This is a genomic window from Streptomyces flavofungini, from assembly GCF_014650815.1.
Taxonomy (GTDB): Bacteria; Actinomycetota; Actinomycetes; order Streptomycetales; family Streptomycetaceae; genus Streptomyces; species Streptomyces flavofungini.
Genome location: NZ_BMVR01000006.1, coordinates 455,610 through 472,202 on the forward strand (window position 1 = coordinate 455,610; position 16,593 = coordinate 472,202).

15 protein-coding genes are annotated in these 16,593 nt (G+C 69.1%); 5 read left to right on the plus strand and 10 right to left on the minus strand.

Features of this window, described 5'->3' with window-relative positions:
• Positions 1 to 4 precede the first annotated feature (4 nt).
• From qcrB to ctaE, 4 genes are all read right to left on the minus strand, one after another.
• Positions 5 to 1,663, minus strand: a complete 1,659-nt coding sequence (gene qcrB / locus IE274_RS18500; RefSeq protein ID WP_190116886.1) for a cytochrome bc1 complex cytochrome b subunit — start codon at positions 1,661 to 1,663, stop codon at positions 5 to 7.
• Entirely contained in the window at positions 1,660 to 2,721 is a 1,062-nt protein-coding gene (gene qcrA, locus IE274_RS18505; protein ID WP_190116887.1) for a cytochrome bc1 complex Rieske iron-sulfur subunit, read from the minus strand. Before qcrA ends, qcrB begins: the two co-directional genes overlap by 4 nt.
• The gene (qcrC, locus tag IE274_RS18510; RefSeq protein ID WP_190116888.1) at positions 2,718 to 3,527 is read right to left on the minus strand and encodes a cytochrome bc1 complex diheme cytochrome c subunit; all 810 of its coding nucleotides are present in this window, start codon (positions 3,525 to 3,527) and stop codon (positions 2,718 to 2,720) included. The genes qcrA and qcrC overlap by 4 nt, the downstream gene beginning before the upstream one ends.
• A gap of 104 nt (positions 3,528 to 3,631) precedes the next feature.
• Positions 3,632 to 4,252, minus strand: coding sequence for an aa3-type cytochrome oxidase subunit III (ctaE, locus tag IE274_RS18515; protein ID WP_030360900.1), 621 nt, complete (start codon positions 4,250 to 4,252; stop codon positions 3,632 to 3,634).
• A gap of 166 nt (positions 4,253 to 4,418) precedes the next feature.
• On the opposite strand from ctaE, the gene IE274_RS18520 reads away from it, so the two are divergent.
• Positions 4,419 to 4,820, plus strand: a complete 402-nt coding sequence (locus tag IE274_RS18520) for a DNA-binding transcriptional response regulator (RefSeq protein ID WP_190116889.1) — start codon at positions 4,419 to 4,421, stop codon at positions 4,818 to 4,820.
• Positions 4,821 to 4,895: 75 nt separating this feature from the next.
• Here IE274_RS18520 and IE274_RS18525 read toward each other — a convergent pair whose 3' ends face one another.
• The 4 genes from IE274_RS18525 to ctaC all read right to left on the minus strand — a co-directional run bounded on the left by IE274_RS18525 (position 4,896) and on the right by ctaC (position 9,381).
• The gene (locus tag IE274_RS18525) at positions 4,896 to 6,143 is read right to left on the minus strand and encodes a L,D-transpeptidase (RefSeq protein WP_190116890.1); all 1,248 of its coding nucleotides are present in this window, start codon (positions 6,141 to 6,143) and stop codon (positions 4,896 to 4,898) included.
• A gap of 147 nt (positions 6,144 to 6,290) precedes the next feature.
• Positions 6,291 to 6,689: a cytochrome c oxidase subunit 4 gene (locus IE274_RS18530; protein WP_190116891.1), complete on the minus strand. Its 399-nt coding sequence runs from the start codon at positions 6,687 to 6,689 to the stop codon at positions 6,291 to 6,293.
• Entirely contained in the window at positions 6,686 to 8,422 is a 1,737-nt protein-coding gene (ctaD, locus tag IE274_RS18535) for an aa3-type cytochrome oxidase subunit I (protein ID WP_087883761.1), read from the minus strand. The genes IE274_RS18530 and ctaD overlap by 4 nt, the downstream gene beginning before the upstream one ends.
• Positions 8,419 to 9,381, minus strand: a complete 963-nt coding sequence (ctaC, locus tag IE274_RS18540) for an aa3-type cytochrome oxidase subunit II (protein ID WP_190116892.1) — start codon at positions 9,379 to 9,381, stop codon at positions 8,419 to 8,421. The genes ctaD and ctaC overlap by 4 nt, the downstream gene beginning before the upstream one ends.
• 359 nt (positions 9,382 to 9,740) lie before the next feature.
• Between ctaC and IE274_RS18545 the strand changes: the two genes are divergently transcribed.
• Positions 9,741 to 11,129 (plus strand): cysteine desulfurase/sulfurtransferase TusA family protein, encoded by a 1,389-nt coding sequence (locus tag IE274_RS18545; protein ID WP_190116893.1) that lies wholly within the window; start codon positions 9,741 to 9,743, stop codon positions 11,127 to 11,129.
• Between the two features lie 90 nt (positions 11,130 to 11,219).
• On the opposite strand, the gene IE274_RS18550 is transcribed toward IE274_RS18545, so the two are convergent.
• Positions 11,220 to 12,194 (minus strand): carbohydrate kinase family protein, encoded by a 975-nt coding sequence (locus tag IE274_RS18550; protein ID WP_190116894.1) that lies wholly within the window; start codon positions 12,192 to 12,194, stop codon positions 11,220 to 11,222.
• A gap of 133 nt (positions 12,195 to 12,327) precedes the next feature.
• Here IE274_RS18550 and IE274_RS18555 point away from each other — a divergent pair, with 133 nt between their 5' ends.
• Positions 12,328 to 12,555, plus strand: coding sequence for a hypothetical protein (locus IE274_RS18555; protein ID WP_190117081.1), 228 nt, complete (start codon positions 12,328 to 12,330; stop codon positions 12,553 to 12,555).
• A gap of 175 nt (positions 12,556 to 12,730) precedes the next feature.
• Positions 12,731 to 14,377: a hypothetical protein gene (locus tag IE274_RS18560; RefSeq protein ID WP_190116895.1), complete on the plus strand. Its 1,647-nt coding sequence runs from the start codon at positions 12,731 to 12,733 to the stop codon at positions 14,375 to 14,377.
• Positions 14,378 to 14,481: 104 nt separating this feature from the next.
• On the opposite strand, the gene IE274_RS18565 is transcribed toward IE274_RS18560, so the two are convergent.
• Positions 14,482 to 14,838: a HesB/IscA family protein gene (locus IE274_RS18565; protein WP_190116896.1), complete on the minus strand. Its 357-nt coding sequence runs from the start codon at positions 14,836 to 14,838 to the stop codon at positions 14,482 to 14,484.
• A gap of 253 nt (positions 14,839 to 15,091) precedes the next feature.
• Here IE274_RS18565 and nadA point away from each other — a divergent pair, with 253 nt between their 5' ends.
• Positions 15,092 to 16,309: a quinolinate synthase NadA gene (nadA, locus tag IE274_RS18570; RefSeq protein ID WP_190116897.1), complete on the plus strand. Its 1,218-nt coding sequence runs from the start codon at positions 15,092 to 15,094 to the stop codon at positions 16,307 to 16,309.
• The last annotated feature ends 284 nt before the right edge of the window (positions 16,310 to 16,593 follow it).

Here is a 16,593-nt window from a genome sequence, read left to right on the forward strand (position 1 = left end):
GTGATCAGTGGTGGCCGTGGCCGCTGGTGATCTCCTTGTACTCGTCGGCGGTGGGCTTCGGGATCTGGCTCTCCTCGCCGTACATGCCCTTGGAGAGCTTCGCCCGCAGCTTCTGCGAGCCCGTCACCTTGCGCTCGACGCCGTTCTCGTCGACCGTCGGGCCGATCTCGAGCGGCGCGTACTGCTCGTGCGCGGTGAGGGTGTGCAGCTGCTCCTTGTCGAGCGGCTGGTGCACCTCGATGAACTCACCGTGCGGCAGGCGCTTGATGATGCCGGACTCGCGTCCGTGCAGCACCTTGTCCTTGTCGCGCCGCTGCAGGCCCAGGCAGATCCGCTTGGTGACGATGAAGGCGATGACCGGTCCGACGAAGAAGAAGATCCGGACGAACCAGGTGATCGCGTTCAGCGACAGGTGGAAGTGCGTGGCCCACAGGTCGTTGCCACCACCGACCAGCATGATCATGTAGGCGGTGATCCAGGCGACGCCGAAGCCCGTGCGGGTCGGGGCGTTGCGCGGGCGGTCCAGGATGTGGTGCTCGCGCTTGTCCCCGGTGATCCAGGACTCGATGAACGGGTAGACCGCGAGCGCCACCAGGACCAGCGGGAAGATCGCCAGCGGGATCATCACGCCCAGGACCAGCGTGTGGCCCCAGATGTTGATCTCCCAGCCGGGCATCACTCGGATCAGACCCTCGGCGAAGCCCATGTACCAGTCGGGCTGGGCGCCGGTGGACACCTGGTCCGGCCGGTAGGGGCCGAGCGCCCAGATCGGGTTGATCGAGGCGATCGCCGCGATGGCCGCGATGACACCGAAGACCAGGAAGAAGAAGCCTCCGGCCTTGGCCATGTAGACCGGGAGCAGCGGCATGCCGACGACGTTCTTGTTGGTCTTGCCGGGGCCCGCGAACTGCGTGTGCTTGTGGTAGAAGACCAGGATCAGGTGCGCCACCACGAGGCCGAGCATGATGCCCGGCAGCAGCAGGATGTGGACCGAGTAGAACCGGGCCACGAAGTCGCCGCCGGGGAACTCGCCGCCGAACAGGAACATCGACAGGTACGTGCCGACGATCGGCACCGACAGGATGGCGCCCTGCATGAAGCGCACACCGGTACCCGACAACAGGTCGTCCGGGAGCGAGTAACCGGTGAAGCCGGTGAACATGCCGAGGACGAACAGCAGGAAGCCGAACAGCCAGTTGACCTCACGCGGCTTGCGGAACGCACCCGTGAAGAACACGCGCATCATGTGCACGAACATGCCGGCGAGGAAGATCAGCGCCGCCCAGTGGTGGATCTGCCGGATCAGCAGACCACCGCGCACATCGAAGGAGATGTGCATGGTCGAGTTGAACGCCTCGGACATCAGCTGGCCCTGCAGGGGCACGTAGCTGCCGTGGTACTCCACCTCGTTCATCGACGGGTGGAAGAACAGCGTCAGATACACACCCGTGAGGATGATGATGATGAAGCTGTAGAGGCAGATCTCACCGAGCATGAAGGACCAGTGGTCCGGGAAGATCTTGCGCATGTTGGCCTTGGCCAGGGAGTAGATCCCGAGGCGGCCGTCGGCCCAGTCGGCGACCCGCTCACCGGCGGGCGCTTTCTTGCGGCTGTCGGTCGGCGCGGCCGCGGTGGCCTCCGCCGTGGTGTTCTCGGTGCTCATCCGCGCTCCCAGAAGGCAGGGCCGACGGGCTCTTCGAAGTCGCCGTGCGCCTCGAGGTAGCCCTCCTCGTTCACGCCGATCTTCAGCTGCGGAAGGGCGTGGCCGGCGGGGCCGAAGATGACTCGGGCGCCGTCGGAGAGGTCGAAGGTGGACTGGTGGCACGGGCAGAGGACGTGGTGCGTCTGCTGCTCGTACAGGGAGATCGGGCAGCCCACGTGGGTGCAGATCTTGGAGTACGCGACGACGCCCTCGTGCGACCACTCCAGCTCGCGCTTGTCCTTGATGTTGTCCGGCTGGATCCGGACGATCATCAGGGCGGCCTTGGCGATCTGGGTCTGGAAGTCGTGGTCGTGCTCCTCCAGGCCCTCGGGCTTGGCGAAGGTGAGCGAGCCGACCTGGACGTCCGAGGGGCGCAGCGGCTCGTTCGTGTTCATGTTCACGAGCAGCTTGCCCTTGGACCACAGGGTGTGCCGCAGCTTGTCCTCCGGCAGCGGACCGAGGTCACGCAGCAGGACGACGCCGGAGAGCGGGACCAGGGTCAGCGCGCCGAACATCGTGTTGCGGATCAGCTTGCGCCGGCCGAGCTGCGACTCCTTGGCGCCCTGCGCGAAGTCGGCCAGGACCTTGGCCTTGACCTCGGGCTCGGCCTGGATCGCGTGCCGCTCGTCGGCGACCTCCACGTCGGACATCAGGGTGCGGGCCCAGTGGACCGCGCCCGCGCCGATGCAGAAGAGGGCGAGACCGAGGGTCATGCCCAGGGCGAAGTTGAGCGCGCTGATGTGGCCGATGGGCCAGATGTAGACGCTCTTGTCGACCGGGAAGGCCACGAACGAGGCGATGAAGCCCACCGTCGACAGCATCGAGATGGTGAACAGCATCGCGACCGTGCGCTCGGAGCGCCGGGCGGCCTGCTCGTCGATGTCCTGGACGCGGTGCTCGTGGGGCGGGAGCCCCGGGTCCGCGAACGGGTCGGCGTCGTCGGCCACGGCTACCGCGCCATGGGCGGCGGATTCCTGCTCGCTGGGCAGGTTCTCTTCTGGATTCTCTTGGCTACTCATGACTTCTTGGCCTTTGCGGTCCGGGCGGCGACCCACACGGCGACCGCGATCAGCGCGCCGAGGCCGAAGATCCAGGCGAACAGGCCTTCACTGACCGGTCCGAGACCGCCCAGCTTGAGACCGCCGGGGCTCTCGGTCTTCTCACCGTTGACCGCGTCGAGGTACGCGATGATGTCCTTCTTGTTCTTCTCCGGCATCGTCGTGTCGGGGAAGGACGGCATGTTCTGCGGGCCCGTCTGCATGGCCTCGTAGACATGCTTGGGGCTGACGCCCTCCAGGCTCGGGGCGTACTTTCCGTGCGTCAACGCGCCACCTTCACCGGTGAAGTTGTGGCACTGGGCGCAGTTGGTGCGGAACAGTTCGCCGCCCTTGGCGATGTCGGCGCCTTCGGGGCTGACCTGCTTCTCGGTGGGGATGTTGGGTCCCGCGCCGAGCGAGGCGATGTACGCCGCCATCTGGTCGATCTGAGCCTGGCTGTAGATGACCTTCTTCTTGGGCGCCTGGGCGCCCTGCTGCTGGAGCGGCATCCGGCCGGTGCCGACCTGGAAGTCGACAGCGGCGGCGCCCACGCCCACCAGGCTCGGGCCGTCGGAACTGCCCTGACCGCCGGTTCCGTGGCAGCTGGAGCAGCCCACGGCATAGAGCTTCTTGCCCTCGTCGATGGCGAGGGACTGAGCGGTTTCGTCGGCCTGCGCCTTGTCCGCCGGAGCGAACGCGGCGTACAGCCCCCCGGTGGCCGCCAGCGCGAGGAGTAGGACGACGACCGCCGCCAGCGGATGGCGTCGTCGTGCGGAGAGCTTTTTCACGGATTACCCCGGTGTCAGGATCTTCTGCGTCGATGCTTCTGGAATGTGTCGGTACGTCGGGTGCGTCGGGGCGGCCGAAGCGCAGCCGCGGTACCCGGTACCGATTACTTGATCATGTAGATCGTGGCGAAGAGGCCGATCCAGACGACATCGACGAAGTGCCAGTAGTAGGACACGACGATGGCGGCGGTCGCCTGCTCGTGGGTGAACCTCCTGGCCGCGTAGGTGCGGCCGAGGACCAGCAGGAAGGCGATCAGGCCGCCTGTCACATGCAGTCCGTGGAAGCCGGTGGTCAGGTAGAACACCGAGCCGTACGGGTCCGACGAGAGCGAGAGGCCCTCGTGCTTGACCAGCTCCGTGTACTCGAAGACCTGACCGCCGATGAAGATCGCACCCATGATGAAGGTGACGATGAACCACATCCGGAGCTTCTTCACATCACCGCGCTCGGCGGCGAAAACGCCGAGCTGGCAGGTGAGGGAGGAGAGCACCAGGATCGTGGTGTTCGTCGCCGAGAACGGGAAGTTCAGGCTCGACGCCATTTCCTTCCAGTGATCGGGACCCGTAACCGATCGCAGGGTGAAGTACATCGCGAAGAGGGCCGCGAAGAACATCAGCTCGGAACTCAGCCAGATGATGGTTCCGACGCTGGTGAGGTTCGGTCGATTGACCGGCGGGTGCGCGTGCCCGGTATCTACTGTCGTTGCTGTCGCCACGACCGACATTATGTCGGTCGCTTATCCCGCCCTCACCCCGGGGGGTGCCGTTCGGAGTGTCTGTGGGGTGTGTCCTGCCCGGATGGCCCATCGCGGGGGCGTCCGAAGCGGTGTTGACGGGGTGTCGGGAGGAGTAGCATCCGCGCGAGATGCCACTCGACCAAGCGGAGGAACCATGCAGCCGACCGCCACGGTGCTGGTCTACAGCGACAACGCGAACACCCGTGAGCAGGTCCGCCTGGCCACCGGCCGTCGGCCGGCCGGCGACGTCCCAGAAGTCCGCTTCATCGAGTGCGCGACGCTGCCCGCGGTCCTCGCCGAGCTCGAACGGGGCGGGATCGACGTCTGCGTCCTGGACGGCGAGGCCGTCCCGGCGGGCGGCATGGGCGTGTGCAGGCAGATCAAGGACGAGATCTTCCAGGCCCCGCCGGTGCTGCTGCTCATCGGGCGCCCCCAGGACGCCTGGCTGGCCACCTGGAGCCGCGCGGAGGCCGCGGTGACCTTGCCGGTCGACCCGGTGGAGTTCGCGGCCTCACTGGCCGCCCTGCTCCGCGACAAGGCGGCCCTGAGCGCCTGAGGGGGCGCAGCCGGACCAGACCGGGCCAGACTGACTCAGCCGGGCCCAGACCGGCCTAGGCGGACCCGGACCGGCTCAGACGGACTGGGGGCGCAGTCGCGCCACGTCCGCGGGCTTGTGGCCCTCCTTGGTGCCGCCGAGGAGGGCACTGCCCTCGACCCACTTCTTCCAGCTCACGTTCCAGTCGCCGAATCCGTTCCCGAACGGGTCCATGTCGGCGCCGTAACTGTTGACGACCTTCACGATGTCACCCTGACGGACGGTCTCGTAGAACCACGCGGCGTTGCCGGTGCTCATCCCGGTGCAGCCGTGGCTGGTGTTGGCGTAGCCCTGGGAGCCCACCGACCAGGGGGCGGCGTGCACGTATTCGCCGCTGTCGGTGACCCTCGTGGCGTAGTAGACCATCTTGTCGTAGAAGTCCGAGGCGCCGATGCTGGCGCTGGTCATGCGGACCGCGTACTCCTTGCCCAGGACGACCTTGATGCCGTTGCGGGTCGAGTAGCCGGGCTTGCCGGTGGTGACCGGCATGGAGTTGATCTCCTCGCCGTTGCGGTAGACGGTCATCCAGTGCGAGCCGGCGTCCGTCACGGCCACGATCTTGTCGCCGGTGGTGAACCGCAGGGGCTTGGTGTCGGTGCCCCAGAGCTTCTCGGTGACCTTGATGCCGTCGAGGTTGCTGTGGACGTCGACGGTGGCGTGGGTGGGCCAGTAGTCCTTGGGGCGGTAGTGCAGCGTCCGGCTGTCCACCCAGTGCCAGGCGCCCTCCGTGGCGGGCTGCGAGCGGACCTTCAGGGCGCGTTCGACGACGGCCCTGGCCTGCTCGCCCTTGACCTTGGCGCTGAGCTTGGCCGTGACGGGCTGGCCGACGCCGTACTTGCCCGCCTCGGGGCCGAAGGTGACCTTCAGCTGCTTCTTCTTGGCGGCCGTGTCCGTGCCGAAGCTGAGGACCTTGCGGCCGGGTGAGCCCTCGTCGTCCTCGGTGCTGACCCGCACCGTGTACTGGGCGCCCGCGGCGAGGGGCGCCGTGCTGTGCCACCGGGAGCCGTCGGCGGTGAGTTCGCCCGCCACGTAGCGGCCCATGGCGTCGGTGGCCGTCACGTCGGTGATGCGTCCGTCGTCGCCCTCGGCGGTGATTTCGAGCGGCTTGTCGGGGTCGGCCTTCTGGCTGCCCGCGGGGCCGTTGAACGCGATCTGACTCGCCGCGTCGTACGGCTTGGCCGAGAGCGGATGGCCGTCGCTGCCGCAGGCCGTGGCCCCCGCACCGAGGGCGACCACCAGCATCGTGCAGCTCAGTACCGTGCGGATTCGCGGTGAGTGTCTCATGAGCACACGTTATGAAGATTCGTCAGGACCGGCGCGCGGAGTGACCCGTACGAGTTCCCCCGAAAGGCCGAGTGGGCGCACGGCCGAGGGGCCCGGACGCTCCTGACGGAGTGTCCGGGCCCCTCGGGCCCTGCTGGTGCGGGAGAACTACTGGTTCTGGTTCTCGCCGCGGTAGTACTCGAAGACCCAGCCCCACAGTCCGATGAGGAGCATCGGGGCGGAGAAGTACAGCAGCCACCAGCCGAAGACGACGCCCATGAAGGCGAGCGCGCCACCGATGGCCAGGGAGAGCGGCTGCCAGCTGTGCGGGCTGAAGAAGCCCACCTCGCCGGCCTCGTCCGCGACGTCGGCCTCGGTGTTGTCCTGTGCGGAGGCGTCGACACGCCGGGCCGTGAAGGCCAGGTAGTAGCCGATCATGATGCACAGGCCGAAGGCCAGGAAGAGCGCGGTGGTACCGGCGGGCTCCTTCGACCACCAGCCATAGACGATCGCCATGGCCAGTACGAAGACGCTCAGCCAGATGAACATCTTGCCCTGGATCTTCACTTGCCGGCCTCCTTGCCGCCAGCGAGAGCCTTCTCGCCGTGACCGGCGTTCTCGAGCTGGTCGAGTGCGGCGATCTCCGGGTGGTGCAGGTCGAACGCCGGGGATTCACTACGAATACGCGGCAGCGTGAGGAAGTTGTGCCGCGGCGGCGGGCAGGACGTCGCCCACTCCAGCGAGCGGCCGTAGCCCCACGGGTCGTCGACCTCGATCTTCTTGCCGTACTTGGCCGTCTTCCAGATGTTGTAGAAGAACGGCAGGATCGACAGGCCGAGCAGGAACGAGGCGATCGTCGAGATCGTGTTCAAGGCGGTGAAGCCGTCCGCGTCCAGGTAGTCCGCGTACCGGCGCGGCATGCCCTCCGCGCCCAGCCAGTGCTGGACGAGGAACGTGCCGTGGAAGCCGATGAACAGCGTCCAGAACGTGATCTTGCCGAGCCGCTCGTCGAGCATCTTGCCGGTGAACTTCGGCCACCAGAAGTGGAATCCGGCGAACATCGCGAACACCACGGTGCCGAAGACGACGTAGTGGAAGTGCGCGACCACGAAGTACGAGTCCGACACATGGAAGTCCATCGGCGGCGAGGCCAGGATGACGCCCGTCAGACCACCGAAGGTGAAGGTGATCAGGAAGCCGATCGCCCAGAGCATCGGGGTCTCGAAGGACAAGGACCCCTTCCACATCGTTCCGATCCAGTTGAAGAACTTCACGCCTGTTGGCACGGCGATCAGGAACGTCATGAAGGAGAAGAACGGTAGGAGTACGCCGCCTGTGACGTACATGTGGTGCGCCCACACCGTCACCGAAAGACCGGCGATGGCGATGGTCGCGCCGATGAGACCCATGTAGCCGAACATCGGCTTGCGGGAGAAGACCGGGATGACTTCGGAAATGATTCCGAAGAATGGTAGAGCGATGATGTACACCTCTGGATGGCCGAAGAACCAGAAGAGGTGTTGCCATAGCAAGGCCCCGCCATTGGCCGCGTCAAAGATGTGGGCACCGAATTTGCGGTCCGCCTCCAGGGCGAACAGCGCGGCGGCCAGGACCGGGAAGGCGAGCAGCACGAGCACCGCGGTCAGCAGCACGTTCCACACGAAGATCGGCATGCGGAACATCGTCATGCCGGGGGCGCGCATGCAGATGATGGTGGTGATGAAGTTGACCGAGCCGAGGATCGTGCCGAAGCCGGAGAAGGCCAGACCCATGATCCACATGTCGGCGCCGATGCCCGGCGAGCGGACCGCGTCCGACAGCGGGCTGTAGGCGAACCAGCCGAAGTCGGCGGCGCCGTTCGGGGTGAGGAAGCCACCGACCGCGATCAGCGAGCCGAACAGGTACAGCCAGTAGGCGAACATGTTCAGACGCGGGAAGGCCACGTCGGGGGCGCCGATCTGGAGCGGCATGATCCAGTTCGCGAAGCCCGCGAACAGCGGCGTCGCGAACATCAGCAGCATGATCGTGCCGTGCATCGTGAACGCCTGGTTGAACTGCTCGTTCGACATGATCTGCGTACCCGGGCGGGCGAGCTCGGCGCGCATGAAGAGCGCCATCACTCCGCCGATGCAGAAGAACGCGAACGACGTGACCAGATAGAGCGTGCCGATCGTCTTGTGGTCAGTGGTGGTCAACCACTTGATGACGACGTTTCCCGGCTGCTTGCGCCTGACCGGCAGCTCGTCCTCGTACGAGTCGGCTGCTGCCGCGGCACCCTGGGGTTCGTTGAGGATGCTCACAGGTTGTTCGTCTCCCGGTTCTTCTCGTGGCCCGTCTGCTCGATGCCGGCCGGGATGTAACCGGTCTGGTTCTTCTTCGCGAGGTCTTCCAGGTGCTTCTGGTAGCGCTCGGGAGAGACGACCTTGACGTTGAAGAGCATCCGGGAGTGGTCGACGCCGCAGAGCTCGGCGCACTTGCCCATGAAGGTGCCCTCCTTGTTGGGAGTCACCTCGAAGGCGTTGGTGTGGCCCGGGATGACGTCCTGCTTCATGAGGAACGGAACCACCCAGAAGGAGTGGATGACGTCACGCGAAGTCAGCACGAAGCGGACCTTCTCGCCCTTGGGGAGCCAGAGGGTCGGGCCGGGGTTGCCGTTCTGCGGGTTCCGCTCGCCGGGCGTACCGACCTGGTAGACGCCGCCGGCGTTGGCCGGGAAGTCCTTGCGGAACCGGTCCGGAATGGCGTCCAGTTCCTTGGCGGTCCTGGCGTTGTCCTTGTTGGAGCCCTTCACGTTCTCGACGTAGTTGAAGCCCCAGCTCCACTGGAAGCCGACCACGTTGATGGTGTGGGCGGGCTTGTCGTCGAGCTTGAGGAGCTTGGACTCGTCGCGTGCCGTGAAGTAGAAGAGCACCGAGACGATGATGAGCGGGACCACCGTGTACAGCGCCTCGATGGGCATGTTGTAACGCGTCTGCGGAGGAACCTCCACCTTGGTGCGGCTGCGCCGGTGGAAGATGATGCTCCACACGATCAGGCCCCAGACCAGCACGCCCGTGGCGAGCGCAGCCGCCCACGAGCCCTGCCAGAGGGAGAGGATCCGCGGAGCCTCCTCCGTGACCGGGGTCGGCATACCAAGGCGGGGAAAGTCCTTGTATGTGCAACCGGTGGCGGTTACCAGGACCAGGCCCGCAGTCAATGCCTGCAGCAGCTTCCGCCGCATCGGGCGCCGCGGCGAGCGGTCGGAGCCGTTGGGACTCACGTAGCGCCTTCCCGAGAGTCTCGCCCGCGCTGTTGGCTGCGGCCTTCTCGGTGGTCGGTCGCCGCCCTGCGTCGGGCAGGGGTTTGGATGTTTATGCGGACCAAACCCTACTGGACGCTATTTGGGGTCGCGCGGGGAGGGTGCCTAACGCGCCGCGGGTCACTCTGAAGAGGTGGGATGCCCCTCCGTCGGCCGGTATCTGACGGAGGGTTGGGGCGCCCTCCGGCCCTTGGGGATCGTATGTTCGGCGGGTGCGGGTCCGCTCCCCATTGCTCGCGCCCGCGCGGCGGAGCCGCACCAGGTGACAGTCCCGCGCCCCTTGACCACGCCTCCCCTGGGCCGAACGTTAGTTTTGCCGTGTGTCCTACTTCGACGTTGCCTCCGCTGCTCCTCTTCATCCCGTTGCCCGGCAGGCGCTGACGGCCTCGCTGGATGAGGGGTGGGCCGATCCGGCGCGGCTGTACCGGGAGGGGCGGCGGGCCCGGATGCTGCTCGACGCGGCGCGGGAGGCCGCCGCCGAGGCCGTGGGGTGCCGGGCGGACGAGCTGGTGTTCACGCCTTCGGGGACGCGTGCGCTGTACGACGGCGTCGCGGGTGCCCTCGCCGGGCGGCGGCGGGTGGGGCGGCAGCTGGTGGTGTCCGCCGTCGAACATTCGGCCGTACTCCATTCGGCCGCGGCGCACGAGCAGGCCGGCGGGGCGGTGACCGAGGTCGGCGTGGACCGGGCGGGTGCGGTGACGGCGGGCGGGTACGAGGACGCGCTGCGCGCGGACACGGCCCTTGCGTGTCTGCAGTCCGCCAACCACGAGGTGGGGACCGAGCAGCCGGTGGCCGAGGTCGCCGAGGTCTGCCGGGCGGCCGGGGTGCCGCTGCTCGTGGACGCGGCGCAGTCGCTGCCGTGGGGCGCGGTGGACGGCGACTGGTCGCTGCTCGCCGCCAGCGCCCACAAGTGGGGCGGGCCCGCCGGGGTCGGGCTGCTCGTGGTGCGCAAGGGGGTGCGGTTCGCGCCGCGGGGACCGGTGGACGAGCGGGAGTCGGGGCGCTCCCCCGGCTTCGAGAACATCCCGGCGATCGTGGCGGCCGCGGCGGCGCTGCGGGCGGTGCGGGCCGAGGCGGCGGCGGAGGCGGTGCGGCTGCGGGAGTTGACGGAGCGGATCCGGGCGCGGGTGCCCGCTCTGGTGCCGGATGTGGAGGTCGTCGGTGATCCGGTGCGGCGGCTGCCCCACCTCGTCACCTTCTCCTGTCTCTATGTCGACGGGGAGACGCTGCTGCACGAGCTGGACCGGGCGGGGTTCTCGGTGTCGTCCGGCTCGTCCTGCACCAGCAGCACGCTGACGCCGAGCCATGTGCTCAAGGCGATGGGTGTGGTCAGCGAGGGCAACGTACGGGTGTCGCTGCCGCCCGGCACCGCGGCCGCCGAGGTCGAGCGGTTCCTGGAGGTGCTGCCCGGCGCCGTGGCCGGGGTGCGGGAGAAGCTGGGCGCGCCGGTCGCCGTCACCGCGACGGGCACGCTGGACGAGGTCACCGTCGACGCGCTGGGCGAGCGGTGCCCGCTGCCCGTGATCGAGCTGGCGAAGGCGCTCCCCCGGGTCCGGGTCGGCGGCACGGTCACCGTCCTGTCGGACGACGAGGTCGCGGCCGTGGACATTCCGGCGTGGTGCTGGACGCAGCGGCAGGAGTACGTGGGGGCGCGGGAGCGGCCCGACGGGGCGGCCGGGGTGGCGTACGAGGTGCGGCGGCTGGTGTAGCCGGGGCGGCGGGCCACGGGGCGCGGCCCGGGAGGGGGCCGCGGTGCGGCCGGGTGCGGGGCCGGTCGGCGCCCGCACCCGGCGGCACGGTTACGGCAGGTGGACCTTGACCTCGGCCGCGGCCTCGTCGCCGTACTGCTTGGTGAAGCGCTCCATGAACTGGACGCGGTGCAGCTCGTACTCCTGGGTGCCGGTCGTCTCGATCACCAGGGTGGCGAGCATGCAGCCGACCTGGGCGGCGCGCTCGTGCGAGACGCCCCAGGCCAGGCCGGAGAGGAACCCGGCGCGGAAGGCGTCGCCGACGCCCGTCGGGTCGGCCTTGGCCTTCTCCTCGGGCACGCCGACCTCGACCGGGTCCTTGCCGACGGCCTCGATGCGCACGCCGTTCGCGCCGAGGGTGGTCACGCGGTGGCCGACCTTGCCGAGGATCTCGGCGTCGGTCCAGCCGGTCTTGGACTCGATGAGCCCCTTCTCGTACTCGTTGGAGAAGAGGTAGGTCGCGCCCTCCAGGAGGGTGCGGATGTCGTCGCCGCTCATGCGGGCGATCTGCTGGGAGAAGTCCGCGGCGAAGGGGATGTCGCGGGTGCGGCACTCCTCCGTGTGGCGGAGCATCGCCTCCGGGTCGTCGGCGCCGATCAGGACCAGGTCCAGGCCGCCGACGCGGTCGGCGACCGTCTTGAGCTCGATGAGGCGGGCCTCGCTCATCGCGCCGGTGTAGAAGGAGCCGATCTGGTTGTGGTCGGCGTCCGTGGTGCACACGAAGCGGGCGGTGTGCAGGGTCTCGGAGATACGGACCGAGGCGGTGTCCACCCCGTGCCGGTCGAGCCAGGCGCGGTACTCGTCGAAGTCGGCGCCGGCGGCGCCGACGATGACGGGGCCGGTGCCGAGCTGGCCCATACCGAAGCAGATGTTCGCGGCGACGCCGCCGCGGCGGACGTCTAGGGCATCGACCAGGAAGGAGAGGGAGACCGTGTGCAGCTGATCCGCGACCAGCTGGTCGGCGAAGCGGCCGGGGAAGGTCATGAGGTGGTCGGTGGCGATGGAGCCGGTGACTGCGATTCGCACGGCTGAAAGCTCCTGCGGCGAGGCGAGGGGTTGACGGTTAACGCTATCCGGTCGAACACCCATCATTGAACTGGCCAAAAATACCCAATAGTAGGTCTTTCTTCTTCGACGTAGCGGTGCATACGGTTCCGGTATGGCCGTCATCGCGAAGAACAGCGCCCCGCAGCACTCCGCCGAAGCCCCGGAGGCGCCGCGCGCCGAGACCCTGGAAACGCTGCGTGGCGACTGTGCCCGCATGGCCCCGCATTGGGTGGTGCCCGCCGTGGCGGCCGCGCCGGTACCGCCGTCGCTGATCCACGGGGTCACGGTCCCGGCCGCGTCCGCCCGCGTCATCGACGGCATGTCGGAGTACGGGAACTGACACCGGAGCACGGGAGCTGACACCGGCCGCGCCGCCCGGCGCACGCTGAGGGAACCGCACGCTCCCCCGCCGCGTCCCACCGCTGTCCCCCTCGGAGGGGATGCGATGTACGCCGAAACCTCATGGGTGGGGTTTCTGCGACCAGGGACGGCTTGGCGTTCGAAGGAGCGATGCGGTGAGCAGCGAGCAGACGCAGGACGGACAACGGCGGCGGTCACCGCTGCTGGTCGCCTCGGTCGCGGCCGCGGTGCTGCTCGCGGGCGGCGGCGGGGCGTATCTGGCGACGGTGTCGTCCGACGACGGGGGCCGCGACGCGGCGACGGACGACGGCGGCGCGCCGCCCCCGCTCACCCTCGACGCGTACACGGGCGACCGCGACGGCCGGTCCAGCCAGGGCCCGGACGGGAGCACCGAAGGCATCGCGCCCGGCGAGCCCGACCCGAACGGCGCGACGTACCGGGCCGTGGGCGAGCTGCCCGACGGGCCGGACTCGGCGGCCGTGCGCCACGTGCGCGACGACGTCCCCCGGGACCGGGTGACTCGTCTCGCGAAGGCCCTGGGCGTCTCCGGCACCCCGGTGCTCCGCGACAGCGCCTGGTGGATCGGGCCGACGAACGACGGCGCGGGCCCCTCGCTGCGGGTGAGCAAGGCGGCGCCGGGCACCTGGACGTACACCCGGCACGCGACGCCGGGCGGCGACAACTGCCTGAAGGGCAAGCGGTGTCCGGGCACGGGGACGGGCCCCGATGCGGGTACGGGCACCGGTGCCGCCGAGCGCCGTCCGGCCGACGACTCCGGTGGCGCCGTCAGCGAGGCCGCCGCGAAGAAGGCCGCCACCCCCGTCCTGAAGGCCGTCGGCCTGGACGACGCCAAGCTCGACGCGCGCCAACTCATGGGCGCGGTACGGGTGGTGAACGCCGACCCCGAGGTGGGCGGCCTGCCGACGTACGGCTGGTCGACGGGTGTCCAGGTCGGCGCGGACGGCCAAGTGGTCGGCGGCAGCGGGCACTTGACCGAGCCGGAGCAGGGGGCGACATACCCCGTCGTGGGTGCGGGCAAGACGCTCGACCTGCTGAACAAGTCCGGTCGGGGCGACGGGCGCGGGGGCATCGGCGGCTGCGCGCGGCCGGTGCCGCACGGGGACGAGGGCAAGGCGCCGCAGGGGCGGGGTGCGGACGGCGTGGCGCCGGGCGAACCGGCCCCGGGCAAGGTGGCCCCGGGCAAGGTGGCCCCGGGTGAGCCCGCCCCCGGCAAGAACGTCCCGTGTCCGCCCGCCTCCAAGCCGCCGACGCCGCAGCCGATCGCGGTCGAGGACGCCGAGTTCGGGCTCGCGGCGCAGTTCGTGGACGGACGGACCGCGCTGGTGCCGTCGTGGCTGTTCCAGGTGAAGCCCGCGGGCGCGCCGGAGGCCTACACGGTGACGCACCCCGCGGTGGACCCGAAGTATCTGCGGGCGCCGGGTGAGTCCGGCACCGTCGGCCCGTCGCAGGGGCCGACCGTCCGGCCCGGCGATCCGGACACCCGTACCGAGGACGTGAAGGTCGAGGGCTACAGCACGGCGGGGCGGACCCTGACCCTGCACTTCACGGACGGCGTGTGCAGCACGTTCGCGGCCTCGGCGGACGAGCGCGACGGGCAGGTGGCCGTGAAGGTGACCTCGACCACGAAGAAGGGCACGGTGTGCGTCGCCATGGCGCAGTCCTACGTCCTGTCGGTGAAGCTGGACGCGCCGCTCGGCGACCGGAAGGTCGTGTCCGAGGGCGGCCGGGCGGTGCCGCGCGACGACGGCACGCGCGAGGGGACTCCGGCGCCCCGGACGTAGCGCCCGCGCCGGGCACGACGAAGGCGGCGGCTCCCGTTGGGGGGAGCCGCCGCCTTCGTACGCGTCGCCTGGTCGCCGCTCGCGCGGAGCGGGCGCGGACCGGCTTAGCTGAACGAGTCGCCGCAGGCGCAGGAGCCGGTGGCGTTCGGGTTGTCGATCGTGAAGCCCTGCTTCTCGATGGTGTCGACGAAGTCGATCGAGGCACCGCCCAGGTACGGCGCGCTCATGCGGTCGGTGACGACCTTCACGGTGCCGAACTCCTTGACGACGTCGCCGTCGAGCGAGCGCTCGTCGAAGAAGAGCTGGTACCGCAGGCCCGAGCAGCCACCGGGCTGAACGGCCACGCGCAGCGCCAGATCGTCCCGGCCTTCCTGGTCAAGGAGGGCCTTGACCTTGTCCGCGGCGGCGTCGGACAGGAGGATGCCGTCGCTCACGGTGGTGGTCTCGTCCGATACGGACATCTGCTTCTCTCCCGGGTTGTACGGAGACTGCTTGCCGACGGTTGCAACCGGCGGAGCCGCGTGTTCATTCCCATGCTCGCACACGGGCCTCCACGGGGGATGCGTCACATCGACACTATGGCCATCGTCAAACTGACGTGAAGCAGTTATGATAGATAGCGTCAATTCGACGAAAAGGATTCGTGGCGCCGGCCTCCGGCCCACTCCGAACGCGGCCCCGGCCGCGTTCGTCACAGAAGAAAGGGTGTGTGTCGTGACCACCGCCCAGCCCACCGTGGACCGCGCCGAGCTCGACGTACAGCCGACCCCGCTCGCCCTGCTGCTGCTCGGCCGCGAGGCCGACCCGCGCAGCGAGCGCGGCGTGGAGTGCCCCGGCGACCTGCCCTCGCCCTCGGACCCCGGCCTGGTGGAGCGCGCCCGCGCCGCCAAGGAGCGGCTCGGCGACAAGGTCTTCGTGCTCGGCCACCACTACCAGCGCGACGAGGTCATCCAGTTCGCCGACGTCACCGGCGACTCCTTCAAGCTGGCCCGGGACGCGGCCGCCCGCCCGGAGGCCGAGTACATCGTCTTCTGCGGTGTGCACTTCATGGCCGAGTCCGCGGACATCCTGACCGGCGACGACCAGAAGGTCGTGCTCCCGGACCTGGCCGCGGGCTGCTCGATGGCCGACATGGCGACGGCCGAGCAGGTCGCCGAGTGCTGGGACGTGCTGACCGAGGCCGGCATCGCCGAGCAGGTGATCCCCGTCTCCTACATGAACTCCTCCGCCGACATCAAGGCGTTCACGGGCAAGCACGGCGGCACGATCTGTACGTCGTCGAACGCGAAGCGGGCCCTGGAGTGGGCCTTCGAGCAGGTCGACGCCAGCACCGGCAAGGTCCTGTTCCTGCCCGACCAGCACCTCGGCCGCAACACCGCCGTGCGCGACATGGGCATGTCCCTGGAGGACTGCGTCGTCTACAACCCGCACAAGCCGAACGGCGGGCTGACCGCCGAGCAGCTGCGGAACGCGAAGATGATCCTGTGGCGCGGGCACTGCTCGGTGCACGGGCGCTTCTCGCTGGAGTCGGTCGAGGACGTACGGGCCCGCATCCCCGGCGTGAACGTGCTCGTCCACCCCGAGTGCAAGCACGAGGTCGTGGCCGCGGCGGACTACGTGGGCTCGACCGAGCACATCATCCAGACCCTGGAGGCGGCCCCGGCCGGCTCGAAGTGGGCGATAGGCACCGAGCTGAACCTCGTCCGGCGCCTGGCGAACCGCTTCGCCGCCGAGGAGGCCGGGGGCAAGGAGATCGTGTTCCTCGACAAGACGGTCTGCTTCTGCTCGACCATGAACCGCATCGACCTGCCGCACCTGGTGTGGACCCTGGAGTCCCTCGCCGACGGCAAGCTCGTCAACCGCATCGAAGTCGACCGCGAGACCGAGCAGTTCGCGAAGCTCGCCCTGGAGCGGATGCTGGCGCTGCCGTAGCCCGCAGCCAGGGGCCGCGTCCGTTCCACGGCCCCTTTCAGCTCCGCCCAGAAGAAGCTGTCTAGTTCCACCCGGTAAGGGGCGTCCGCAATTGCGGACGCCCCTTACCGCGTTCTATCGTTCACCGCGTCCAGCGGCCGCTCCAGCGCCTCCCGCGCTCGGTGAGCGCCCCGCCCGGCGTGCGGCGTTCCCGATCAGGGCCCCTGCCCGATCCGCCCGCGAAGCCGGACTCACCCTCGTGGCACCCGGCCGTCGTCCGGGCCCTTCCCGCGCTCCAGCAGCCC

What these genes read in the sequence shown, in the direction of transcription:
- qcrB (WP_190116886.1), bottom strand. Translation starts at nt 1,663, where the DNA reads ATGAGCACCGAGAACACCACGGCGGAGGCCACCGCGGCCGCGCCGACC.
- ctaE (WP_030360900.1), bottom strand. Translation starts at nt 4,252, where the DNA reads ATGTCGGTCGTGGCGACAGCAACGACAGTAGATACCGGGCACGCGCAC.
- IE274_RS18565 (WP_190116896.1), bottom strand. Translation starts at nt 14,838, where the DNA reads ATGTCCGTATCGGACGAGACCACCACCGTGAGCGACGGCATCCTCCTG.
- IE274_RS18525 (WP_190116890.1), bottom strand. Translation starts at nt 6,143, where the DNA reads ATGAGACACTCACCGCGAATCCGCACGGTACTGAGCTGCACGATGCTG.
- IE274_RS18555 (WP_190117081.1), top strand. Translation starts at nt 12,328, where the DNA reads ATGGCCGTCATCGCGAAGAACAGCGCCCCGCAGCACTCCGCCGAAGCC.
- qcrA (WP_190116887.1), bottom strand. Translation starts at nt 2,721, where the DNA reads ATGAGTAGCCAAGAGAATCCAGAAGAGAACCTGCCCAGCGAGCAGGAA.
- IE274_RS18520 (WP_190116889.1), top strand. Translation starts at nt 4,419, where the DNA reads ATGCAGCCGACCGCCACGGTGCTGGTCTACAGCGACAACGCGAACACC.